Annotated in this window: 31 protein-coding genes; all 31 read right to left on the bottom strand. The window is 53.5% G+C overall.

Features of this window, described 5'->3' with window-relative positions:
• Window positions 1-4: 4 nt before the first annotated feature.
• Entirely contained in the window at window positions 5-889 is an 885-nt protein-coding gene (locus tag H8699_RS05440; protein WP_249284815.1) for a polyprenyl synthetase family protein, read from the bottom strand.
• Window positions 882-1,130, bottom strand: coding sequence for an exodeoxyribonuclease VII small subunit (xseB, locus tag H8699_RS05445; protein ID WP_147517896.1), 249 nt, complete (start codon window positions 1,128-1,130; stop codon window positions 882-884). Before xseB ends, H8699_RS05440 begins: the two co-directional genes overlap by 8 nt.
• Window positions 1,102-2,364, bottom strand: coding sequence for an exodeoxyribonuclease VII large subunit (gene xseA / locus H8699_RS05450; RefSeq protein WP_249284816.1), 1,263 nt, complete (start codon window positions 2,362-2,364; stop codon window positions 1,102-1,104). The genes xseB and xseA overlap by 29 nt, the downstream gene beginning before the upstream one ends.
• A complete protein-coding gene (gene folD, locus H8699_RS05455) occupies window positions 2,357-3,211 on the bottom strand; it encodes a bifunctional methylenetetrahydrofolate dehydrogenase/methenyltetrahydrofolate cyclohydrolase FolD (protein ID WP_147517894.1) in 855 nt (284 codons plus the stop codon). Before folD ends, xseA begins: the two co-directional genes overlap by 8 nt.
• 16 nt (window positions 3,212-3,227) lie before the next feature.
• Window positions 3,228-4,208, bottom strand: a complete 981-nt coding sequence (locus H8699_RS05460) for a tRNA (adenosine(37)-N6)-threonylcarbamoyltransferase complex transferase subunit TsaD (protein ID WP_249284817.1) — start codon at window positions 4,206-4,208, stop codon at window positions 3,228-3,230.
• A 1-nt stretch (window position 4,209) separates the two neighbouring features.
• Window positions 4,210-4,608, bottom strand: coding sequence for a transcription antitermination factor NusB (nusB, locus tag H8699_RS05465; RefSeq protein ID WP_147517892.1), 399 nt, complete (start codon window positions 4,606-4,608; stop codon window positions 4,210-4,212).
• 5 nt (window positions 4,609-4,613) lie between these two features.
• Window positions 4,614-4,853 carry a DUF2273 domain-containing protein gene (locus H8699_RS05470; RefSeq protein WP_249284818.1) on the bottom strand — a complete coding sequence of 80 codons (240 nt, stop codon included), beginning with the start codon at window positions 4,851-4,853 and terminating at the stop codon, window positions 4,614-4,616.
• A gap of 13 nt (window positions 4,854-4,866) precedes the next feature.
• Window positions 4,867-5,415, bottom strand: a complete 549-nt coding sequence (gene amaP, locus H8699_RS05475; RefSeq protein WP_249284819.1) for an alkaline shock response membrane anchor protein AmaP — start codon at window positions 5,413-5,415, stop codon at window positions 4,867-4,869.
• 84 nt (window positions 5,416-5,499) lie between these two features.
• On the bottom strand, window positions 5,500-5,910 hold the full coding sequence (locus tag H8699_RS05480; RefSeq protein WP_138295938.1) for an Asp23/Gls24 family envelope stress response protein: 411 nt from the start codon (window positions 5,908-5,910) through the stop codon (window positions 5,500-5,502).
• An 81-nt stretch (window positions 5,911-5,991) separates the two neighbouring features.
• A complete protein-coding gene (locus tag H8699_RS05485; RefSeq protein ID WP_249284820.1) occupies window positions 5,992-6,543 on the bottom strand; it encodes a SpoIIIAH-like family protein in 552 nt (183 codons plus the stop codon).
• Between the two features lie 98 nt (window positions 6,544-6,641).
• Window positions 6,642-7,175 (bottom strand): hypothetical protein, encoded by a 534-nt coding sequence (locus H8699_RS05490; protein WP_249284821.1) that lies wholly within the window; start codon window positions 7,173-7,175, stop codon window positions 6,642-6,644.
• A 17-nt stretch (window positions 7,176-7,192) separates the two neighbouring features.
• A complete protein-coding gene (locus tag H8699_RS05495; protein WP_249284822.1) occupies window positions 7,193-7,645 on the bottom strand; it encodes a stage III sporulation protein AF in 453 nt (150 codons plus the stop codon).
• Between the two features lie 16 nt (window positions 7,646-7,661).
• Window positions 7,662-8,843, bottom strand: coding sequence for a stage III sporulation protein AE (locus tag H8699_RS05500; protein ID WP_249284823.1), 1,182 nt, complete (start codon window positions 8,841-8,843; stop codon window positions 7,662-7,664).
• Window positions 8,840-9,226: a SpoIIIAC/SpoIIIAD family protein gene (locus H8699_RS05505; protein ID WP_283244152.1), complete on the bottom strand. Its 387-nt coding sequence runs from the start codon at window positions 9,224-9,226 to the stop codon at window positions 8,840-8,842. The genes H8699_RS05500 and H8699_RS05505 overlap by 4 nt, the downstream gene beginning before the upstream one ends.
• Before the next feature lie 20 nt (window positions 9,227-9,246).
• Entirely contained in the window at window positions 9,247-9,441 is a 195-nt protein-coding gene (gene spoIIIAC, locus H8699_RS05510; RefSeq protein WP_138295944.1) for a stage III sporulation protein AC, read from the bottom strand.
• A gap of 17 nt (window positions 9,442-9,458) precedes the next feature.
• A complete protein-coding gene (locus tag H8699_RS05515; protein ID WP_249285109.1) occupies window positions 9,459-9,977 on the bottom strand; it encodes a stage III sporulation protein AB in 519 nt (172 codons plus the stop codon).
• Between the two features lie 5 nt (window positions 9,978-9,982).
• A complete protein-coding gene (spoIIIAA, locus tag H8699_RS05520) occupies window positions 9,983-10,960 on the bottom strand; it encodes a stage III sporulation protein AA (protein ID WP_249284825.1) in 978 nt (325 codons plus the stop codon).
• A 290-nt stretch (window positions 10,961-11,250) separates the two neighbouring features.
• Window positions 11,251-12,075 carry a DNA-formamidopyrimidine glycosylase gene (gene mutM / locus H8699_RS05525; protein WP_249284826.1) on the bottom strand — a complete coding sequence of 275 codons (825 nt, stop codon included), beginning with the start codon at window positions 12,073-12,075 and terminating at the stop codon, window positions 11,251-11,253.
• Window positions 12,068-12,967, bottom strand: a complete 900-nt coding sequence (locus H8699_RS05530) for a radical SAM mobile pair protein B (RefSeq protein ID WP_283244153.1) — start codon at window positions 12,965-12,967, stop codon at window positions 12,068-12,070. The genes mutM and H8699_RS05530 overlap by 8 nt, the downstream gene beginning before the upstream one ends.
• A gap of 1 nt (window position 12,968) precedes the next feature.
• The gene (locus tag H8699_RS05535) at window positions 12,969-13,580 is read right to left on the bottom strand and encodes a nitroreductase family protein (RefSeq protein ID WP_249284827.1); all 612 of its coding nucleotides are present in this window, start codon (window positions 13,578-13,580) and stop codon (window positions 12,969-12,971) included.
• Window positions 13,581-13,603: 23 nt separating this feature from the next.
• Window positions 13,604-14,203, bottom strand: coding sequence for a nitroreductase family protein (locus H8699_RS05540; protein WP_249284828.1), 600 nt, complete (start codon window positions 14,201-14,203; stop codon window positions 13,604-13,606).
• Between the two features lie 2 nt (window positions 14,204-14,205).
• Entirely contained in the window at window positions 14,206-14,658 is a 453-nt protein-coding gene (locus H8699_RS05545; RefSeq protein ID WP_249284829.1) for a MarR family winged helix-turn-helix transcriptional regulator, read from the bottom strand.
• Window positions 14,659-15,000: 342 nt separating this feature from the next.
• A complete protein-coding gene (locus tag H8699_RS05550) occupies window positions 15,001-15,357 on the bottom strand; it encodes a CD1247 N-terminal domain-containing protein (protein ID WP_147517882.1) in 357 nt (118 codons plus the stop codon).
• A gap of 18 nt (window positions 15,358-15,375) precedes the next feature.
• Window positions 15,376-15,933: an elongation factor P gene (gene efp, locus H8699_RS05555; protein WP_138295948.1), complete on the bottom strand. Its 558-nt coding sequence runs from the start codon at window positions 15,931-15,933 to the stop codon at window positions 15,376-15,378.
• A gap of 25 nt (window positions 15,934-15,958) precedes the next feature.
• The gene (locus H8699_RS05560) at window positions 15,959-17,023 is read right to left on the bottom strand and encodes a M24 family metallopeptidase (RefSeq protein WP_249284830.1); all 1,065 of its coding nucleotides are present in this window, start codon (window positions 17,021-17,023) and stop codon (window positions 15,959-15,961) included.
• Window positions 17,024-17,264: 241 nt separating this feature from the next.
• Window positions 17,265-18,356 carry a radical SAM protein gene (locus H8699_RS05565; protein ID WP_330605162.1) on the bottom strand — a complete coding sequence of 364 codons (1,092 nt, stop codon included), beginning with the start codon at window positions 18,354-18,356 and terminating at the stop codon, window positions 17,265-17,267.
• 139 nt (window positions 18,357-18,495) lie between these two features.
• A complete protein-coding gene (locus H8699_RS05570) occupies window positions 18,496-19,353 on the bottom strand; it encodes a TIM barrel protein (protein ID WP_249284832.1) in 858 nt (285 codons plus the stop codon).
• Window positions 19,354-19,430: 77 nt separating this feature from the next.
• The gene (sigK, locus tag H8699_RS05575; RefSeq protein WP_249284833.1) at window positions 19,431-20,138 is read right to left on the bottom strand and encodes an RNA polymerase sporulation sigma factor SigK; all 708 of its coding nucleotides are present in this window, start codon (window positions 20,136-20,138) and stop codon (window positions 19,431-19,433) included.
• Between the two features lie 136 nt (window positions 20,139-20,274).
• On the bottom strand, window positions 20,275-21,417 hold the full coding sequence (gene mltG, locus H8699_RS05580) for an endolytic transglycosylase MltG (RefSeq protein ID WP_249284834.1): 1,143 nt from the start codon (window positions 21,415-21,417) through the stop codon (window positions 20,275-20,277).
• Between the two features lie 124 nt (window positions 21,418-21,541).
• A complete protein-coding gene (locus tag H8699_RS05585) occupies window positions 21,542-22,198 on the bottom strand; it encodes a potassium channel family protein (protein ID WP_138295953.1) in 657 nt (218 codons plus the stop codon).
• Between the two features lie 27 nt (window positions 22,199-22,225).
• Window positions 22,226-23,584: a TrkH family potassium uptake protein gene (locus H8699_RS05590; protein WP_249284835.1), complete on the bottom strand. Its 1,359-nt coding sequence runs from the start codon at window positions 23,582-23,584 to the stop codon at window positions 22,226-22,228.
• Window positions 23,585-23,727: the final 143 nt, after the last annotated feature.

Here is a 23,727-nt window from a genome sequence, read left to right on the forward strand (position 1 = left end):
CCTCCTACTGCTCGCGCGTAAGCAAACGCATCGTCAATTCTCTTAAAAACCACGCGCGCTCGCCGAAAATTTCCAACGCCTCGACCGCCGCCTGGGAATGCTCCCTGGCCAATTCACGCGCTTTCTCGCTGCCGTAGAGGGTAACATAGGTCGTCTTTTGGTTGGCCGCGTCGCTACCGGTAGCCTTGCCCAGGGTCTGGGCATCGCCCTCAACATCTAAAAGATCGTCTACGATCTGGAATTGCAGCCCAAGACGGTAACCAAATTCGCGCAGCGCTTCCAACTCCTCCGGCGTAGGTGCGGCCAGCTGCAGGCCTGCCAGCAGCGCGGCGGTGATCAACGCCCCGGTCTTGTGCCGGTGCAGCCAGGTCAGGCTTTGTGCGTCGTCTCCGGTACCAACCAGGTCGACGCATTGCCCGGCGATCATCCCCTCGATCCCAGCGCCCCGCGCGATGTGCGCCAGCGCGCATACATGGTTCACCAGATTTTCGGGGAAACGCTGCATATGCGCAGCCATTACTTCAAAGGCGCTGTTCAGCAGTCCATCGCCCGCTAAAATCGCCATGCCCTCGCCATACACTTTATGGCAGGTCAATTTGCCGCGGCGGTAATCGTCGTTATCCATGGCCGGCATATCGTCGTGGATCAGCGAATAGGTGTGGATCATCTCGATGGCGCACGCATACCCCATGGCCTGCGCCCGATCTCCTTGCAAAAGATCGCATCCCGCCAAAACCAACATGGGACGCAGGCGCTTGCCGCCGGCCCCAAGGCTGTAATTCATCGCGCTGCGCACCGGTTCGGGCGCGCTTTGATTTTCCATCCAATGGGAGAGCGCCTCTTTTGCCAGCGCATATAACTGCGCATAGTATGCCTCGTAATTATTCATTTCCATCCTCGCCAGGCAGGGCATCTTTTAACGTTACGCCGCCCAGCTCATCCTCCGTCAACACTTTGAGCTTTTGTTCGGTCTCATCCAGCCATCCCGTGCAGGCCCGCGCCAGGGCGATCCCCTTTTCATACAGCGCCAGGGATTGCTCCAGCGGCATGCCGCCTTCCTCCATCTGCGCGACCAGCTCCTCCAGCTTTTGGATATTATCTTCAAATGTGGTCTTTTTCTTTGCTGCCATGGCCATTCTCGCCCCCAATTTGCTCTTGTCCCTCACGGGTTATTGTAGCATAGCGCGCCCCATCCTGGAAGAGGATCTCTACCTCGCTGCCGACGGCCGCCTCATGCGCATGCGTCAGCATCCTGCCCGTTTCGGCGTCCCGGGCTAATGTAAAACCACGGGAGAGGATCTGCAATGGGTTCGCCATTTCTAAACGCGTAAGGATGCTGGCAAACCGCATCTGCGTTTGCCGCAATTCGTGGCCGATTCCCTCTTGCAGGGCGCGCTTGAGTTGCGCAAGGCGTTCGCGCTTGTGCTTTAAGCCGTTCTCCGGGCTGACCTTTGCCAAGCGTAGCTCCAGCCACTTAAGCTGTTGACGCATTCCGCCGATCTGCTGAAAAACCGCCCTTTTCATCCCTTCGCACAGGTAATCAAGGTGCTCCAGCGTTTCCTCCCGCGAGGGGAATACCAATTCTGCGGCTGCAGAAGGCGTTGGCGCACGTAGATCAGCAACAAAATCCAAAATGGTAAAGTCGATCTCATGCCCTACTGCGGACACGATCGGAATTTTTGAGGCAAAGCACGCCCTTGCCAACATCTCATCGTTAAAGACCCACAGATCCTCGGCAGAACCGCCGCCGCGGCCAACGATGATCACATCCACCTTAGGTTCCAGCGCGTTAAACATCCGAATGCCCTTGCGCACGCTGGCCGCCGCATCTACTCCCTGCACCAATGCCGGATAGAGCACGATCTCAACAGCCGGGCAGCGCCGGGCCGAAATCTGTAAAATATCCTGCAGCGCTGCGCCGGTGGGCGAAGTGACCACCCCCACCCGCTGCGGATAAGCCGGCAAGGCTTTTTTATTGGACTGATCGAAAAGTCCCTCCGCCTCCAGCTTGAGCTTGAGCGCCTCAAAAGCCGCATAGCCAGCCCCCTGCCCGTCCAAACGCATGGACTGGGCATAAAATTGGTACCGGCCATCCCGCGGATAGATCGAAACATTGCCGGTCATCTCCACGCGCATGCCATCGGCAGGCAAAAACTTCAGCTTTTCCACCTGAGAGCGGAACATCACCGCCTGGATCACCGAATCGCTATCCCGCACAGAGAAATACATGTGGCCCGAGCCGTGGATTTTAACGTTCGAGAGCTCGCCGGACAAACGCACGCTTTTCAGCAGCGGATCGCGGCCTAAAAGGTTTTTTACATATTCATTCAGTTGGCTGACAGAAAATACCAGCGCGCTAGGCATTGGCTTTAGCCGCCTCCAGGGTATTTTCCAGCAGCATGGCAATCGTCATGGGCCCAACGCCGCCCGGCACCGGCGTGATGTACCCTGCGACCGGTTCTACCGATTCAAAGTCCACGTCGCCCACGACCTTTTTAGAATCCGGCAGCCGGTTCATCCCAACGTCGATCACCACGGCGCCGGGTTTGACCATATCCCCGGTGATCAGATTGGCCTTGCCCACGGCCGCAACCAGCACATCCGCTCCGCGGCAGATGTCTTTTAGATTTTTCGTGCGGGAGTGACAGATCGTTACCGTGGCGTTGCGCTGGAGCAGCAGCATGGAGATGGGTTTGCCCACGATATTGCTGCGGCCTACGACGACAGCGTTCTTTCCCTCCAAATCGATCTCATACTCTTCTAACAGGCGCATGATTCCCTTAGGCGTGCAGGCCACCAGCGCCTTTTCGCCGATGAACAGCTTGCCGGCATTTACCACATGGAACCCATCCACATCTTTTGCCGGATCGATGGTGCGCAGCACGGAAAGTTCGTCGATCCCCTTGGGCAGCGGCAGCTGTACCAAGATGCCGTGGACCTTATCGTCCCGGTTGAGCTTTTCGATCAGTGCCAGTAGCTCCTCCTGTGTGGTCTGTGCCGGCATCCGAATCACGTCGGAGGTCATTCCCGCTTCGTTGCAACCCCGCTCTTTATTGCGCACATAAATCTGTGATGCCGGGTCCTCTCCTACCAAAATCACCGTCAGCCCCGGCACATAACCGTACTCTGCTTTAAATGCCGCAACCCGCTCTTTGAGCTGTCCCCTGATTTTAGCCGACAGGCCCTTGCCATCCATACGTACTGCGCTCATTATTTCCACTCCTTTATCATAAGTCCTGCGCGCGCCCGGCCAACGCCACACCCATGGCATTATCGCTGGAAAACTCGGGCTTCGCAAAATAGATTTTTATTTTCTGACGATGCTTTTTCAGCCGTTTGGGCAGCTGTTCGCGCACCCATCCGCTGGCAGCAACGCCGCCGAAGATCAGAATCTGACGGATACCTGTGCGCTGTGCAGCACAGACGATCATCTTTTCCAGCGTGCGCGCCACGCAGGAAAGTGTCATGGCCGCAATCTGCTGGGCGGGCAGGTCGCCTGCCTGTATTGCGCGCAAAGCTGCCGCCTCTCCGCCGGAAAAGTGGCAGTCCATTCCGCTGACCGAAGCCGGAATACGTGGATCATCTCCGCCAAATTCCAACGCCAGCCTGTCCATCTCCGGCCCGGCGGGGAATCGCAGCCCCAGCGCCACGCCGATACGGTCTACAAACTGCCCGGCGTGCAGGTCCTGCGTAGCGCCTAATATCTCGCAACGAATGCTGCCAGCCTGCCTCTTCGCCAAAAGGATCTCCGTCGTACCGCCTGAAAGGTGGAACGCTAAAAACGCCTCTGTTTCCGGCATATTGCCCGACCAGGCCGCCGCGCGCAGATGCCCCTCCTGATGCGAGGTCTCAAAAAACGGTACGTTCAGCGCCTGGGAAAGCGCGCGCCCAAATCCCGCCCCAACCGTAAAAACCGGCATATAAGATCCCTCCACATTTCGCGGGCGCGCGGAGGCGCACACCGCGGCGATATCCCGGGGCGAAAGCCCCGTTTTGGCGTAGAGATTCTCGATGAGGGTAGGCAGATTCTGAACATGAAAAAAAACGGCCTGGCTTTGCTGGAGCCCCCTAGAGCCGGAGGGCACCTGCAAAATTTGCCGCTGTTGTGCTGCGATATTCAAGTTTTGATCGATGACGGCAACCGAGGTCGTATAGGCGCTGGTATCAAGGCCCAGATAAAACCTCGCCCCGTCTTTTGGGCCAAGCATCTTACGCGCCGCGCTCCCCTACGAAATTAGACAAAACCCCGTTGACGAAGGGGCCGGATTCCTGCCCGCCATAGGCCTTGGCCAGTTCGATCGCTTCGTTGATCGCCACGCTCTCGGGGATATCGCTGTACATTAATTCGAAAAGGGCGCTGCGCAGGATGCAAAGATCCATCCGCGCGATCCGCTCCAACGTCCACCCTTTCAAATACCGCTTGATGGTTTCGTCCAGCTCTGCTGCGTGGGCCTCAACCCCTGTCACCAGCAGGTCGGTAAACGCCCGATCCTGCTGGGCCAGCTCAACGCCCATGGTCTCCAGCACAGCGCCGTCATCGCTGTTGCTGCCCTGCAGGCGCGCGTACATCAAGCGAACCGCCGCATCTCGTGCAGTTTTACGGCTCATGTGAACTAATCATCCTTCCGCTTGCCAAATTTAAATAGATGAAAGAGGCCGTCCAAAAGGTTGGATACCTCCGCATTCCGATCTCCCCGGGAACCGATGAACCAGCCCACCGCCACAAAGGCGGCCAGCACCAAAAAGCGCCACAGGCCGATACAAAGGATAATGATGCCTAAGATCAGCCCGATCAGCGCGCCGGTTACCCGCCCGCGCCGCGTCGCGATAAAGGCATCCCACAATTCTTTCATAAGCGCCTCCTACTTATACCGGCGCGAGGCTTTTGTTGCTGGGGGTCTCCACTAACAGGCGGATCTCCCGCACTGGCACGCCGGCCTGCTGCTCAATCGCCTCTTTAATGCCGCCCTGCAGCTGGGTAGAAATAGCGGGAATGTCGATATCCGGCTTAAAGGAGACCTGGATGCGCATGGCGATCCCCCCCTCCTGCAAAGCGGTATGGGGTTTCATCTCCCGCACTTCCACCATGCTGGTGGCGTACTTGGTAGCGATAGCTTCAATAGCCTGTAAGGAGATCAGGATCGCGCCATCATCGCTTTTTTTGATGAGTGCGTGCCGCTCCCGCGGCGCCTTGGGCACGGAAAAGATCACCTTAAAGCATAAAACGATCCATACCAAGGCGATCACTGTGATCAAGATCTGCCAGAGCAGGGAAAGCTCGACCTCTAAAAGCATATAACCTAGAACCGGAAAAGAGAACAGGTTCCAGGCAAAGCCCAGGGCCACCGCGCCAACTCCGATGCAAAACAGCATCAGCACGGTCATCACCACGCGATCAAAAACGCGTAACTTCATGGCTTGTCCACCTCGTTATTTAATCTTTTGAATGGGAAAAAACAAATAAACCCTCCGATTATGAAACCAGAGGGTTTTCTCTGTTTACTTCACGCGGTTGACGATTTCTGGTTCCTTGGTTTCTTTTTCGATGTAAACGCCCTGGATATTGATGTTGCACTCCACGACGCGCAGCCCTGTCATCGATTCCACCGCTTTTTTGACATTCTCCTGCACCGCTACGGAAACATCCCGCAGGTTGAACCCAAAATCAATCACGATGGACAGATCGATGGCCGCTTCCTCATTGCCGACCTCGACTTTGACCCCCTTGGTCAGGTTCTTTCTGCCCAATAGCTCGGCGATTCCACCGACAACTCCGCCGCTCATCCCCGCAACGCCCGATACCTCGGTCGCAGCCAGGCCGGCGATTATTGCGATAACGTCATCAGCATAAGAAATGGTTCCCCCGTCCACCTGATTTGCGGGAATCACCTGATTTTCATTGCTCACCAACTACGGCGCCTCCAATCTTGTGTTGTAATTACTATAGTGCCTATTATAGCAAACCCGATTGCTTTTTACAAATGATTCCCCTTATTTTGCCGGGATAATCTTAATATTTTCGGGTTTCTGACTGGATTCGCGCTGAACGACCTCGACGATCTGCGCCACCTGCGCGCTGGTCAACCCATCTTGTTTGACGATGACGTTGGCGGATTCATCGTGCAGGGAGACCACGGTCTGCTCAAATCCCTTGGCCTGGAGCAGCCCTTCGATGGTGACTTCTTTTTCCATATTGGAAACGATGCCCATCTTTTGCTCCTGTGCGCTCTTCAATGTAGCCTGGTCGGTCTGGTCGTCGTTGATGATCTGATCCAGATGTTCGATCTCGGTCTTGCGGACGGTCTCGCGCTCGGCCTTGTATTCGGCGATCTTAAATCCAACGGCCTGGGCGGCGGCTTCCTGCGTGTCCTCATTTTCCTCTCCCTGGGCGGTATCCGTGGATGTGACCGCACTGGGCGTGGCCTGCGGCAGCGAGGCGCTTTGGTCATCGGGCTGGTTAAATTGATAATTGATGTAGCTGGTAATGACCAGCAGCACTACCAGGCTGGTTACGACGATGGTCTTGCGGTTGATTTTGGACATAATTTTCTTCCCCTCCTGTGTAAACAAAGATATAATTTTTTATTCCAACCGCCCTGGGCCGGATCATTTCTAACAGGCCTTAAGGCGGGTTTCTTTCTTTAGGGCATCTCGGGCGTTCTTTCAAATACCTGAACCTGATCTGCCGGGAGATTCAACGCTATGCGCACAGCGTCCAACACTTTTGCCTTGACCCCCAGGTCTCCCGCCCCTTCGGCGACGACCAGCACCCCTTGCACCTTGGGGTAAGCGTTCTCCTCCTGTCCAAGGCCTGTCGCAGTTTCCACGATTGGGCCGGATTCAAAGGTGATCATCACATTTACATCCCCCACGCCGACGATCTGCGAAAGAATCTGCGCGAGCTTTTTTTCCAGTGTCCCCGAGTACTCCGTAAGTTCCTCCTGCGCGCCGCTCTCCAGCAGGTTGCTGGGCAGGGGTTGCTCATCCGGTGCTTTATCCCATAGCGTAGAAGCGTAAATGAGCAGAATCGCCAGAATGATGACGCCAAGGATAATGAATTCCACGTTTTTTTTATTCTTGATCCGGCCAACGGCGCGCTTTAACAGCTGTCCGTAGTCAATGGCGGGCCGTTTTGCGGGTTCCGGCTCCGGGGCCGGCGCAACTTGTCTGAGCATGGCGTCTTAAACTCCTTTTATTCTATGGTGATGGCGTCTTCTGGTATGTTATATATTCCGGCCAAGGTCTCTTTTATGCCTGCCTGTCCGAAACTGTCCCCTATAATTTGTGCCGCGCCCTGCAAACGGAGGGTTATACCGGTGACATCGGCGCCGTTACAGTGCACCTCTATTTCTCCATCTTCAAAATCCGGATAGGCGCCGAGTATTTGCCGGACCTGCGCCGCGTAGGCTTCGGCATAATCCTGCCTCTGCGCTGGCTGCGCACTGGTCTGCACCGCTACCAGTTCGCTAAAGGGGAGGCTGACCAGCGACAGGCTGCCCTGTACCAGTATGGCTACGATCAAAACGCCGCTGGCAAAGCGGACCAGCGGTTTGATCTTCCCCTCCGGCGCCACCGCCTCCACGATGGCTGCCAGCATCGCTGCGACCAGAATATCCCTCAGCCATCCGCCAAGCCAAGCCTGCATCCGCTTTCCCTCCTTATCAGTGCATCATCAGTATCCAGTCCCCGGCGATGACGAACAGGGTGATGGTGATAATGCTCATGATCGCCGTGGTGATCATACACGCCATCAACAGCGACAGCGCGGTGGAAAGGTCCTCCATCGCCTGGCTGAGCTTCTGTTCGCCTAGGGGCTGGGCCACCGTGCTGCATAGCCGCAGGGTGACCATCAGCAAAAATATCTTGACCACGGGCAGCGCAGCGATCAAAAATAGAATCAATACCCCCGTAGTGCCGATAGAGTTTTTGACCAGTGCCGAGCAGGCGATCAGCGTATCCATCGTATCGGCCACCATAGTGCCTACTACCGGAATGGCGGAACCCGCCGCGTACCGCGCCGTCCGCAGCGATATTCCATCCGCTGAGGCTGCGCCCAGCCCTTTGATAGCCATGACGGCCAGAAAAACGGTCATCACAATGCCGATGGTCCATTTGGTCAGCGAAAGCAACAATTTCGGCAGTTTGCTGATCATGTCCTTGGGCGCAAAATGGCTGATCACCGTTGCGGCGGTGGAGGCCATCGTCAAAGGCAAAACAAGGTTGGCGATCGTTTGAATGATGCCGCCGGATAATAGCAGCGTCAGCGGCTGAAAAATGCCGCTGGTCACCGCACCGCCCAACCCAACCAGCAGGATGGTCAGCACTGGCGTGATCAGCTCCATCCATTGGCCGATCTGTCCGATCGTTTTAGCCGTATCTACCGAAAGGGATGCGATCTGCGCGATAATCAGGCACATCGCACAGGCGTACGTGCACAGGGATACCAGATTGGTGGATTGCCCCGTACGCAGCCCGCTTTGCATGGCGTTGGCCACGGCAGACAGGATCACGATCGCGATCAGCTGCACGCAAAAGTTGCGCATTTGCGGCCAGGCGTTTAAAGCGTAGTCCTTTAAAAAGTCGAGCGCCGTTTCTCCATCCTGCGCTCCGCCCTGCATCTCTCCTTCGATCAGGGGACGGATCCCTTCCGGCAGAGCCTGCTGCGCCTCTGGCGGCAGCTGCTGCCAATATTCCTCCAGCGGAGCCAGCGGAAGCGTATCTAATTGCGCCTGCGCGTCCTGACGCAGGCCCGCATCCGGCGCCGCCGCGGCGCTCTGGGGAGGCAGCAGTACCATCCCCAGAACCAGCAGAATCAAAATGGCTTTTGCTGTGCGCCGCTTCATGTCATCAACCCCATGACCTGTTCGACCAGCCCTACCAGCGTTGGCGCAATGACAACTACGATCGCCAGCTTGCCGCCCAAAACGATCTTGCTGCCAATGCCTTTTTCACCCGCATCCTCGCAGGCCTGTGCAGCAAATTCTACCAGATAGGAAATCCCCAGCACCCGCAGGAGGATGGTAAAAATCGCGCCATTCCCCTCCGAAAGGGCTCCTAGGGTGCGCAGCAGTGCTAGGACCTGCTCAATAGCGGGCAGAAACAGCAATACCAGCACGGTACCGCCTGCCAGCACCAGCAGCGTTCGCCAAGTGCCGTCCTGGCGGTGCAGGGCTACGGCCATAATCGCTATCGCCATAGCTACCCCTACGATCTTTAGAATATCCATGACTTTACCCGGCCTTTATCTTATAGTTGGAACAGGGTCCTGACGCTTTGAAATAATTCGTTGATCAGCTGGGCCACCATCATCAGAACGATCACCAGCCCCGCCAGCGTGCTCATCAGGGCGATCTCTTCGCGGCCGGCCTTAGTCAATACCAGGTTCAAAATCGTTATCAGGATGCCGATCGCCGCAATTTTAAAGATCAAATCGATATTCATATCCTCTTCCCCTTTATCTAAAGCATCATGATGCCAGCTACGCTGCCTAAAAGGATGCCAAGGCGCTGGAAGAGCATCCTGCGCTTCATCACGGCATCCTCCCGGCGGGCGGCGCGGCTGCGGCAGATCTCCTGCGTATCATCCAGCCACTGCTTTTGTAATGCAAGGTCGGTCTTCCCCAAGTGCTCCCCGATCGCGTTCCATCTTTCGATCTCCTCTTTAGGTAGGCTGCCCCACTCGCCGCTGTCGGCCAGTTTGCGGGTCGCCTCGCTCCAAGCCCGGCCGAGAAGCGCGCCGCTATCCAAACGCTTTGCGACTTCTGCCGCAAATTTGCGCAGTTTTTCCGGCCCTTTGCGCGCAGCCTGCTCCATGACCTCCGGCAGCGCTTCCGTACTATAGCTGATCTTCTCATAAATAAAAAGTAAAAAGTCTGCAAAACAACATTGCACGCGGTAACCGGCCAGCTCCCGTCTAGCGGCCAATACGCCGCCCAGCGCGCCGAGTACGACCATGCTGCAGGCGCAGAAAATCCGCATTCCGTTCAAACGATCTCCTCCTTAACGCCGCATTTGAGCCACCTTCCGTCCGTGCCGCAAACCTGAATGGTGACGATCTGTCCCAGCTGGCTCCCTTTACCCAAAACCGCCAGGCAGCTAAATGCGCCGCCATCCAGCATGTCGCTAAGGGCCTCGCGATGCATCAGCTCTTCCACGCTACCGGCGTGCACGCTGGCGAGCACGCCGATCCCGCAGCGCGCCGCGTCCCGTACCGCCGCGATATCCTCCATGGCGCCCAATTCGTCGGTTACGATCACATCCGGCGACAGCGTGCGGATCGCCATCATCATGCCCTGCGCTTTGGGATAGCCATCCAGCACGTCGCAACTAAAACCAAGATCAAATGAAGGGCGGCCTTTATATTGCGCCGCTAACTCGCTCCGCTCATCCACGATGCAAACCTGCATACCCCGGCGGCTGAGCTGTGCGGCGGCATCTCGCAGCAGTGTCGTCTTCCCGCAGCCCGGGGGCGACAGGATCAGCGTTGAGTAAATGCGCCCGCCCCTCAAAACATGCGGGATCAGCGCTGATGAGGCCCCTTCGATCTGGCGCGGGATGCGGATGTTAAAGCTGGACATGTCTACAAGCCGCGAGATGCGTCCCGCTTCTACCACCGCCCTACCGGCAAGTCCTACGCGGAATCCGCCGGGTAAGGGAATAAAGCCCTGGCGAAGGGCGTCATCCAGCGCATAAAGCGAGTAGCGGCTCATTCGTTCAATCATTTCCTGACAGAGCGCGCCATCCGCCAGGATGGTCTGCGCATCCGGCGCGGTCGTAAATCCGCCCGCCGACAAATACCCGTGCTGTGCGGGCATGCGCAACTGCACCGGCGCCCCCTGGCGCACCCGCACTTCCGTGGCCCGCTGGGCCACTGTTTCGGGAACCCGCGCTAAACCGCTACGGATCGCCTGCGGCAAATAGGGCTCTAACTTCACCCGCCAATCGCTCTGTAACGCTATCATTTCGGCCTGTCCCCTTTCAGAGCTATCTATATGTAAAAGGATATAGCGTTATGACAGATCCCTATATCCTGTCACCTTCTGGGCAAATAAAAAAAGACCTGCCGTTTAGGCAGCATCTCATAGGGAAGTCAATCGTATTAGAGTTAGGAGCGATCTCGAGAAAAGCCGCAGTACGTTTGATGTACCAATGGACTTCCTTCTCGAACTACAAAAGGATACGGCTCCCAAAAGGGCAAGGACTATGAATCGTGTCCGAAATGCAAAGGTCGAGATTTGTTTTACCACCCTCTTTATTTTTGACAGGCGGGGCAATGGGTACTGCTTCTGCCGCCAATAACCATACGGCACAAAGTATGGTTGCAGGCCGGGCAGGCCTCGCCTTGGCGTCCATAAACCTGCAAAAACGGTGTATTTCGGTAATTCTGCCCCTTGGTTTCTAAGTATTCAGCCGGCGTCATCTCGTTTTTTTCGATAAAGTAGGATAGTTGCTGTGGTATGACCTGAGCAAGGCACATCCAATCTTTTTCTGATAAGCTGTTGGCGGGCCGCGCCGGATTGATTTTCGCAGCAAATAAAATCTCATCGGCATAGATATTGCCTATGCCGGCGATCACCCTTTGATCCAACAGGCACTCTTTAATCGCTTTCTTCCGTTTTCCAAGATGAGCGATCAAATACCCCGCGGAAAAATCCGAATCAAGCGGTTCTTTGCCTAGCCTTTCTATCCCGCTGTATATATCTATTTCATTCTTTTTCACCAGCCATAGCCGCCCAAAACGGCGGGTATCCGAGAAACGCAGATCCTTTCCGTCGTTTAGCCGAAAAACAATGTGCGTATGTTTTTCCTTCGGCAAATCCGCGGGTGTATGCAGCAGACAGCCCGTCATTCGCAAATGGATGATGATGCGGTCTCCGCTGTTGAGCAGCAAAAGCAGAAATTTGCCCCGGCGCTCTATACGGTCAAAGGCTTGTCCGGTAAGAAGTTTGCAAAATTCATCCCCGTGCGGATGGGCGACCACTTCTGGACGGTTTATGACAACATTGTCAATCGTAAGCCCTTGAAGCTGCGGTTCAAGAACCCGCTTTATCGTTTCCACTTCCGGTAATTCAGGCATGCTTATCACCATCTTTTCTGGCTGATTTTTTGATCTGCTCGTGATAAAAATAATTGACGATCACCGGCGGCGCGTCAAAGGGACGCCTTATGCTGTCATCATTGGTCGCATATTCCAGACCAATTTCATCCGCATAAGCCTTCAGCTTTATATCCAACATTTCCCAGTAGCTACGGTTTCCGCTATTGTAAATCTCCTGATAAAGGGTCAATAACCACGGATGGTTTTTTTGAATATACTCCATAATCACTGCTTTGTAGCTGCCGCGCAGATTGAGGTTTTCCAGCCAAATTAAATTGCATTGTTCTTTCACACGCTGGATGATCGCCTCGATATCCGTGATGCCGGGAAAAATGGGCGAGACAAAACACGTCGTGCGGATACCTGCGCGGTAAAACGCCTCCATGGCTGCAAGCCGCCGCTCGATGCTGACGGCGTTGTCCATATCGTTTTTGAAGGCCTCGTCTAGTGTATTGATAGACCACGAAACCCGCGCATCGGGAAAAGTTTTGATCAAATCCAGGTCGCGCAAGATCAGATCGCTTTTGGTGGCGATGCTGAGTTTTGCGCCGCTGCCCTGCAACTGCTCCAGCAAAGCGCGGGTGCGCCCGCATTGTTCCTCCTGCGGCAGATAGGGGTCTGTGACGGACCCGATAAACAATTCTTTACCCGCGTATTTTTGGGGGTTCTTTATTTCCGGCCAAACTTTTATGTCTAAAAAAGTCCCCCACGGCTCTGTGTGGCCGGTAAACCGTTTCATAAAGGACGCATAGCAGTATTTGCAGCCATGTGTGCAGCCTACATAAGGGTTGACCGAATATTCGCATACCGGCAGATTAGATTTGGAGAGAACACTTTTAACTTTAATTTCTTTAATGACCGGGGAATCCATACTACCAACCTCCCATATGGATATGGCCGTCCGGCTTGCTATCATATTGCGCTAAAGTCAGCTCGTCCTCCTTGGGATAACCAACTCCGATGAAGCAAGGGGTCATCCATCCCTGTGGCGCACCCAGCGTTTTTAAAACAACATCGTGTTCTCTGTTCAACGGAATACGCAGCGCGTAGCCAAGCCCTTCATTTATAACGGCAAGCATGATATTTTCCGCAACGCACCATGCGGTTGTAAGCGGATTGAGCTTACTCACCCATTGGGCATTGAGTCTGCTGCATTTGAACAGCGGAACGATCACGTAGGGGCAATCGACCAGCATGGTATATTGCCGCGGCATAGCATAAGCGTACATCTTCTGTGCTAGATTTGGGCGTACATAGGTACGGTTACTATCTACATACCGCTTTGCAACATCTTTTGCATAGGCAAAAGCCCGCTCCTTATCCTCGCGCTCATGCAGGACAATAAACTGCCAGCTCCGGTAGTGATCCCCGGAAGGAGCCTTCATCCCAGCCTCGAGGATTCTTTTGATTGCTTCAAAATCAACCTCTCTATCCGTCCACTCCCGGCTAGTTCTTCTTTGATTGATAACCTCATAAAATTCCATCGTTTTTCATCTCTTCTAAGGAATTACCACTTATTCCAGTGAACTTTATTTTCTACCGTTGCCTTGACCTGCGAGGGCATCAGCGCATCCTTTGACGGATAACCGAGAATTACCATGGCCGGTAGGTAATAACTATCCGGAACCTTCATAAACGCTTTGATTTGTTCCGGCTCCTTTTTGACAGGGATATGCACGACAGAGCCTATCCCCTCGGCGGTAGCTGCCAGAAGCATGTTTTCGATGAGCGCCCATGTTGCGCCGTAATCCATCAAGCCGTAGCCATTTTTGTCATTGTCAAAACTATACTTCTGTTTGAAGTAGGGCAAAACCACGCAGGCGGATTCTTCGACCATGCTGCGCTGGCGCGGATAGGCGATTTTAAACATCTCCTGCTGCGGCGTTTTGGGTTCTTGAATCCGGCAGGGATAGGGACGGATAAATTGTGCCAGCTCCATGATGGCAGCCTCCTCCGTCAGGGTTATCAGTTCCCATCGCCTTTGATGGTTGGAGGAAGGCGCTTTCAGCCCCGCGCCTAAGATCCGTTCCAATATCTCTCGCGGGATTTTTTTATTTTCAAATTGGCGAATACTTCTTCTCTTGTTGACGACCTCGTAAAATTCCATTTTTAATCCTCCGTTTCCTGATTTACCAGTTTGGTAAGGTTTTGGGTAAAGGTTCTTGACAGATCAATCAACTGCTTTTGTTCCTCTGCAGTAAACATAGCCATCGCTGTGTCCTCCGCCCATGTGATATGACGGACCACCCTTTCGCAATGCGCTCGCCCCGCCTCTGTCATCTTTACGATTTTGTTACGCTTGTTCTCCGGCATTTCCGTAACGGTAACATAGCGCTCTGTCAAAAGATTTTTGATGATTAAGTTCACGGTTTGCTTAGAATGAAATGTTCGCCTGCAAATCTCCGACTGAGTCATCCCGTCCTTTGCGTAAAAAAGGACATTTACGACCAACAAAGTTTTCATCAGCATCCCATGGCGTTTGGCGTATTCGTCATATAGGGCAAACTGTTCATCTCTGAATTTACAATACAAATATGCATTCTTTTTATCTTCTTTGGTCATAATTATCGCCCTTAATCAATTTATTTACAGTCAATTTATTTACTAATTATAGTGTGCTCTATCTTTCATGTCAAGATATTTAACACAGTTTGCCCTAGTTCATATTGTGTAGGTTAGCCGTTGATACATATGCCCCCAATTTGATATTGACCCGGCAAGCCCATAAGGCTCAAGACCATCCCGTCCGGTAGCTTGGTTTATCTTGCGTTAAAGGCTTGACGAACACAAAAAAACTCTATGCAAATGGTTTCCACCATTCGCATAGAGTTTCCAGCTTATTTGACATAAGCCCAATCTTCGGGCAGTACCTCTCCGTGGCACTGGGACGCTTAGCGGTTCAGATTATTGCGCGTCCTCATCTTCCTCCAGCAGGGCTTTCCCGCAGCTGGGGCACAGCGGCTCATCTTCATCATCCAGGCAATCCGGATCGAAATAAACCGTTTCGCCGCAGTGAGGGCAGACGATCTCTACGAAATCATCATCCTCATCCTCTTCCAGCGCGGCAAGATCGTCATCGATACAGTCCACGTAATCTTCCAGTTCTTCTACATCTTCCTCCAGCTCGGATACCGTCTGGCTCATGTCGCTGAGCAGTTCCAATACGCCCAAAAGGATCTTGCCTTCTTTGGAGCTATCATCCAGTTTCAGCCCTTCGGCCAGGCCCTGCAGGTAAGCGACCTTTTCTTTTAAAGTATTCATCTTTCCTCCACGCGTTGCTTAAACGCGCTCCATATATTCGCCCGTGCGGGTATCGATACGCACTGTATCCCCCTCGTTGACAAATAGAGGAACGTTGATGCGCGCGCCGGTCTCCAGCACGGCGTTTTTCGTGGCGCCGGTAGCCGTATCGCCACGCACGCCGGGGTCGGCCTGGGTCACTTCCAGCTCGACAAAGTTCGGCGGCTCCACCGAGAAGGCAGCGCCTTTGAAGAAGCGCACCGTCACGTTCATATTCTCTTTAACATACATAATCGCATCTTCCACCTGGCTGTGGTTCAGGGGCAGCTGCTCGTAGGTCTCGTTATCCATAAAGTAATACAGCTCGCCATCGCTGTACAGATACTGCATTTCCTTCGTCTCGATATGCGCGCGGGGCATTTTATCAGAAGGGTTAAACGTGCGCTCCAAAACGGCGCCCGTCATCACGTTTTTGATCTTCGTGCGGACGAATGCCGCGCCCTTCCCCGGCTTAACGTGCTGAAAATCGACGATGGTGTAAACGTTACCCTCGATCTCAACCGTCAGGCCCTTTCTGAAATCACCAGCAGAAATCATAACACAACCTCCATATAATTTATCCTTATAGAACGATCAGTTCCTTCGTTGTCGAGCATAAGTTCAGGTACCCCTCCTGGGTTACGATGCACAGGTCTTCAATGCGTACGCCGCCCAGATCTGGCACATAGATCCCAGGCTCTACCGTAACGGCCATGCCCGGCTCCAGCTGCATATCGATAAGCGGGGACAGCCGCGGCAATTCGTGTACCATCAGGCCCACGCCATGCCCTAACGCATGGCCGAAATAATCGCCGTATCCCGCCTCGGCTATAATGCCCCGCGCTACAGCGTCTACGTCCTTGCCATTTTTGCCCGGGCCCAGTGCTTCAAGCGCTGCAAGCTGTGCTTTTAGTACGGTATCGTAAATCTTTTTCAGCTCGTCCGATACGTTTCCTATTGCAAAGGTTCGGGTCATATCGGAATTATAGCCATCCACCAGGCAACCCATATCGATCGTCACCAAATCACCCGGTTGTATCTTTCGCCCGCCGGCTACCGCATGGGGCATCGCCCCATTGGGGCCGGACGCTACGATAAACTCAAACCCAAAACCCTCGCTGCCCAACTTTCCGCACTGATAGGCCAGCTCGATTTGCACTTCTTTCTCCGTCATGCCAGGCTTGACAAAATCAAGGATCTTGCGCAGGCCCATATCGGCCACTTGCGCAGCCTTGGCGATCGCCCGCAGCTCCTGGGGCTCCTTGATCGCGCGCAGCTTTTCAACAGTATTGCCGATATCCTCAAAACGCACCGCACCAATACCCTTGGACAATTGCTGAAAGCCCGCATACGTCAGATGGCTTTCTTCAATGCCCAGGGAAGCGTATCCCTTTTCTCGGGCCAGGTCGATCACCGTATCCAGCGTATTCCCGCGCTGGCTTTCGGTCACCGTCCACCCCGGCGCCTGCGCCTCGGCTTGAACGATATACCGAAAATCCGTTATCAGCAGCTTATCTTCCCTGGAGATGAGTAAGGCGCCTTCTCCCGTGTAACCGCTAAGGTAGCGCATGTCCTCCCGACGCAAGATCAAAGCCGCATCAAACTGAGAAAAGAGCGGTTGCGCCAGAAAGCGTTCCAAACGCGTCAAAATTCCATCCCCTCCTCTATCCATAAGCCGTCATTTATTTTAGCATAAAAAGCAGCGGCTAGCAAGGCGCTGTAAAGCTGATACCCAAATTATTCCCTTAAAACCTGCGCTTTAGCCACAGCGATGCTTTTACGGGTAAAGCGGGGTGCTGGTTTCAGCAAAGGGAAAAAGGCCTCGCCTAACGGCACGGGCCTTTTCAGTGTTTTGGATTACAGCATATACTGTTGTAAATTCCTTTACGCTATTCTATCCATTCGTGCGGGTCCAGCTCAGAGGTGCCCCAGGGAAAGCCGCCCGTGATCTTATCAGGCATACAATAGCGGCAAAAGGGGGCCGGCGTCGCCAAAAACGCAAAGATCTCCTCACTGGACTGCGCCTTATAAATATCGATCCCATCGGCCTGCGAAATGGGGTAATCCGTCCCAAAACAGCGGTTAAACAGTTCCATATGCGGTATTCTGGAGCAGGTGTACATCTTGCCGTAACCCAGCCGCAGGCACTGGTTAGCCTCCCAGCACCGCATAAAATTGTTGCGCTCGTTCTGGTCGCGCAGCTTATCTTCGTTCATAATATTTTCGCTGATCGGGAACTTCATCAAGGTCTTTTGGCTTTCTCCGGTATCGTCCATAAAGTCACACCCTACGCCATGGTACTTTGCGGTTTCCCGTATCTGATCAAAATCCAGTTCGATGGGATATTTCGTCTGCTCTATCACCAGTCCGGTATCCCGGCAGGCGCTCCAAAACGCCTCGGGCTGGCGCAGAAGCAGCACCCCATTTGTAACCAGGCGCAAGTGTACCTTGGGGAAATACTTGCGCACGATATAGGGGAACTCGCTCACCCGTTCGTGCAGCAACGGCTCCCCTCCGGAGATCGTGATCAGCTGCAATTGCTCCTGATCAAACAGCTCAGAGATACGTTTAAGGTCACGATCCAACTGTTCGGGTTCCATTTTTAGGCCTTCTGTCCTCTTGGCGCAGGGAGAAAAGGTCAAGCATCCCCTGCAATTGAGATTACAGGCGTCAATAATATCTACCGCAAAGGACAAAATACGCCGCGGCGTCGTCTTAATCACAGCCATCCGGCTAAGCTCCAGCTGATGATTAGTATAAGCCAAAATAGACTTGAGTTCTTGTACCTCCGCATGAAGGGCATTTAAGTTCGCTGCATTCGCGTGTTGTAAAGACTTGATGTGTTCTGCTTCTGTCTGCGATGTGGCCGAACTGTTTCCTACTAGGTTGGCAACGCCATCAAATTTTTCGGACAGATCGTTATGCCACTTTTTTCTCAACTTCCTAATCATATCTATAGCAATCACTTCCCATGTTGCCATTATAGTATATATACATCAGGTATGCAATGATGATTTATACTAAAGTGAGGCTACATTCATGGAAAGCTATCTAATACTTTTTTATTGCAATACAATCCTTATCCCGGCATTCCGACAGAAGCCAAAAGCGCTTCCATGCTCATTGTAAGGACCAATACGCCTTTTTCATCTCCAACGCGTCCTGATCCTGCGTACCCGCAGATTCGCAGATCACGGTCGGGTACATTTTGCGCCGTACGATCTCCGCTATCAGCCCCTGGTGTTCCGGGCCAAAAACTTTATCTTCAAACGTCAGGTGGCGCTTTTCCCCCATCTCCGTATACTCGATATGGCTAAAATGCATGTGCAGCCGGTCCAGCCGCTCCTTCCCTAGATCGTTCTCGATCCTATCCAGAACAGCCTTAAAGTCCGCCTGAGTGCGCAGACTGCCTTGGGTGCGCGCGTTGAGATGGCCCAAATCGATGCAGGGGATGAGGCGCTCATCCACGCTGCAAAGCAACAGCACTTCTTCCAGGTCGCCCAGTTGATTGATCTTCCCCATGGTTTCCGGGCAGAGAGTAATTTCGCCAAATCCGGCCGCATCTGCCTGTTGAATGATCTTTTTAAGCTCGCTGCAAGCGTAGGCTGTAATCTCCTGGCGCGAGCGGCTGCCGCTGGCAGAACCGGGGTGAAAGATCACGCGGCGCGCGCCCATCCAAAAGGCGACCTGCATGGCCCCCAGTATATAGCGGTGGGAGTTGAGGATTTTTTCGCTATCCTCATTAGCCAGGTTAATAAAATAGGGTGCATGTACGCTGATGGGGATCCCTGCTTTTTGGGCCTGACTGCCGATCTCCCGGGCGGTTTTTTCACTCATCCTAAGTCCGTGGCCGCCCGAATATTCAAAGGTATCCAAGCCATATTCCCTCAAATATTCTGGCATTTGGGACGAGCGTTTATTGCCCTGGGCATAAAAATTCTCCGGCGAACCAGCCGGGCCGAAAATCGCGTGCGCCAACAAAACGGCCTCCTTTACACAGTTCAGGGTTCATTGTACCCTAACCCCGGGGGCCTGTCAAACCAGACAGAGCGCGGCTAGCACAGAAAAGAATCGCTGTTTTTTTCAAAAGCCTGCTGCAGCTTTTCCAGCGCCTTCTTCTCGATTCGGCTTACATAACTGCGTGATATATTCAACTTTTTAGCCACCTCCCGCTGGGGAAGCGGCTTGCTGCCCATCAACCCATAGCGCAGCGTGATGACGATGCGTTCCCGCTCAGTCAGGCACTTTGATATATGGTCGTAAAGCGCTTGAGATTGTATGCGCAGCTCTACATCATCAAACACATTGTCCCGGTCCGAGCCTAAAATATCCAGCAGCGAGATCTCGTCTTTTTGCCGGTCGCTCCCCACCGGTTCCTGCAAAGATATATCGTCCCGGTACTTTTTGCTAGAGCGCATGCTCATCAGCACCTCGTTTTCAATACAGCGGGCGGCATAGGTGGCCAGCTGTACCTTTTTATCCGGGTTGAAGGTCATCACCGCCTTAATCAGCCCCACGGTTCCGATAGAGATCAAGTCCTCGCTGTCGTAGCCCTGCACCGTATATTTTTTAGAGATGTGCGCAACCAGGCGCAAATTGGTTTCGATCAAACGGTTGCGCGCCTCGATATCTCCTTTTTGCATGGCAATCAGGCAGGCCCTTTCCTCTTCCGGCGAGAGCGGCTGAGGAAAGGCGTTGGCGGAAATATGCCCTACAAAAAAGCCGACTTGTTGCAGCGCGCTGATAAGCAAAGACAAAAGCATAGAAAATTCCTCCGACATTTTTTGATGGAATACTCCAATATATGCCGTTGCGGCAAGTCCTATTGCTTGCAAAAAATAACAGGCCCGCGCGATCTCTCGCACGGGCCTGTACCCTCTACGCATCTAAAATCAATAGCTACCGTTGGTATTTTTTATCCGCCTCTTCCCACAGCGGTTTATACTGCGCCACGTTGGCGTTATGCTCCTTCAAGGTCTTTGCAAACGCCAGCTCGCCAGAATCCGGGTCCTTATTGGCAAAGTAATACATTCCTTCTGCAATAAACGTTTCGTCCGGATAGAGCGCCGCCCGGATGGCGTTTTCGCCCGGACTGGTAATGGGGCCGATCGGCAGCCCTCTGTTTTTATAAGTATTATAGGGCGAGTCAACGGCCGTATCGTTATTGGTCAGGTTCAATCGTTTGGTGTTCAAAACGTATTGGACCGTCACGCAGGATTGCAGATAGTCGTTTTTATCCAGCCGGTTATGGAACACTGCCGATACCTTGGAAAAATCGTCCGTCTTGGCCTCCTTTTCAATCAGCGAAGCCAGCGTCGTCACTTCGTCCATGGTCATCCCCAGCTCATTGGCCCGCTCATAATAGGCCCCTGCGATTTGCTGATAGCGGCTGAGCATCTTGTTGATGATGGTCTCTTCCGAGGAATCGATAAATATCTCGTACGTATCCGGGAAAAGATAGCCTTCCAGCATATACTTGCGCGGGTTCTCCTCCGACATATCCAGCGCCGCGATGAACTCGTAATCCAAAAAGCTCTGTCCGTCCTTACACAGTTCAAGGAACCGGTCCTTGCTCTCCAGCGCCCCCTGCTTGACCAGCGAATCGGCAATCTCCTCAACGCTGTTGCCCTCAATAACGCGTATGGTCATTACGTTGGATTTTCCATCGCCCACTGCCAGGGTCTCAATGATCTCATCCAGCGTCATGTTTTTGGACAGCTGGTACTCCCCGGCCTTAAGCTGGGCGCTGCGGTCGGTAAAATCCACATAATACTTAAACACGCCCGCATTTCTGATCAGGTCGTTATCCTTCAACGTCTGGGCGATCGTCGAAACCGAGCCGCGAAGGGTGATGGTCACCGGCGCAGTATCACCCGTATCTACCGGGGCAAAATAGTGCTGATAAAGATAACGGAAGCCAAAATAGCCCATGCAGACCACGATAGACAGGCTGGTCACAAAAACCGCCAGGGGCCTGATCCACCGCCAATTCTGCTTGAGCGCATTGGAAACCACGATTTCTTTTTTAACCCTATTGGGCATAGCATTCCTCCAAGGTCTTTGTTTTTGCATCATAACAAACAGGCGCTAAACCTTCCGCGCGCCATCTTGCGTTTTTCACTTGCCACTATATTATAGCGCTTTGACGCGCTGCCTGGCAAGTTTGCTAGTCCGCCCGCGCGTTTTCCAGCTTGCGGATATCCTTGACCGAGCCGATCACCAGCAGCACATCCCCCGATAACAGGATATTGTTTCCATTTGGCGAGATTTCGATGCCGTTATCCCGCTTAATGGCGATCACATTAATCCCATAGCGGTTGCGCAGCTCCAGATCTTTGAGGGTATAGCCGATCCAATCCTCCATCACGGCCATCTCCAGCATGCTGTAATCGGGTGAAAGCTCGATAAAATCCAAAATATTATTGGAAACCAGCGTGTGCGCAACGCGCATCCCCATATCCCGTTCCGGGAAAACCACCTTGTCCGCGCCGATTTTGTAGAGCACTTTGGCGTGCAGCTCGTTTTGTGCCTTGGCAATGACGTGCTTGACCCCCAGCTCCTTACACAGCAGCGTAATGAGAATGCTGGATTGGATATCCGTACCAATGGTGACGACGGCCACATCAAAGTTGCGTAGCCCCAGCGCCTTTAGCGCCCCCTCATCGGTAGCATCCGCCTGCACGGCATGGGTTACGTAATCCGATATTTCGTCCACCCGCTCGGCGTCCGAATCCACCACCAGCACATCGTGCCCCAGCATGTAAAGCGTCTGGGCCACGCTGGAACCAAAACGGCCCAAGCCGATAATCGCAAACTGTTTCATTGAACTTATCCCTCCACAAGCCTTGCTTTAGCCTACCATCAACCGGTCTTCCGGGTACTTGTAAGCTGCGCTCTTGTTGTGCGACTGGCGCAGTGCCAGCGCCAGCGTCAGCGTCAGCGGCCCTACCCGGCCAAAGAACATGGTAATGATTAGAATAAACTTGCTCACCACATGCAGGTCCGCTGTGATGCCCGTGCTCAACCCCACCGTGCCAAAGGCCGAGAACACCTCATACATCAGGCTTTCACTGGGGATGCTGGTGGGCTCCACCAGGCTCATCCCCATTGCGCTGATCAAAACGATGGCGATGCTGATCACGATGATGGACAGCGCGCGCTGCGCGATACCGGGCGATAGCCTGCGCTTAAACAGATTCAAGTTGGGCTTGCCCGCAATCGTATTATAAACCAAAAGCATGACAACTGCAAAAGTCGTAGTCTTGACGCCGCCGCCCGTCGAAGCCGGCGAAGCGCCGATAAACATCAGCAGCATGGATAATATCTTGGAAGAAAGGCTGAGATGATCCTGGCTAATGGTGTTGAACCCCGCCGTTCTTACGGTAACCGATTGAAATAGCGCTCCCATCCCCTTGGAATACCAGGGCATATCCGGGTCGCCCAGCGTCTTGGGATTATCGATCTCCAGCGCAAAAAACGCTACGGCGCCAAACAAAATCAAAAACACCGTAACGCATAAAACCACCTTTGTATGTAGGGAAAAGCGCTTGAATTTGCGCTTTTTAACGATATCATAGATCACCGAAAAGCCGATGCCACCTAGGATGATCAGCCCCATGATGGTAAAGTTGACGACCACATCGTTTTGGAACGCGATGATGCTCTCCGACTCGACCACCAGGTCGAATCCGGCGTTACAAAAAGCGGATATTGAATGGAACACGCCATAATACAGCCCTTTAGCCCAACCGTATATGGGCACAAAGCGAGTCGACAGCAGCAGCGCGCCGCATAGTTCGATACACACCGTCATGATCAGGATATTACGCGTTAGCCGGACCAGCCCTGTCAGGCGGAATTCGCCCAGCGCCTCCTGCATGACCAGTCGCTCGCGCAGGGTGATGCGCTTGCCCAGCAGCAGAAAGATCGTGGTGGCCATGGTCATAAAGCCCAAGCCGCCGATCTGGATCAGCGCCAGCAGCACGATCTGCCCAAAAAGGGATAGATCGCGCCCCACCTCGATCACGGTAAGTCCGGTAACGCAAACGGCGGAGGTCGAGGTAAACAGCGCGTTGACCGCGCCGATCCCCAAACCTGTGGACGAAGAAATTGGCAACATTAAAAGCAACGTTCCGGCAAGGATGATGCCCATAAAACCCAGGGCCAGAATCTGCGCCGGGCGCATTTTTTTCTGCCGAGCTGTGACCAACAGTTAACCCCTCTTTTTACACAATCTTAATGATGCCTTGAATTGTACCACACTTTATCGGGTTCCGTCCGTTTTTTATAGAAAATTTAATAATTTTACACAATAATAACCGCATAGCTCTTGGCGGCTGCAAAATGGCAAAA

This window comes from Luoshenia tenuis (assembly GCF_014384745.1).
Taxonomy (GTDB): Bacteria; Bacillota; Clostridia; order Christensenellales.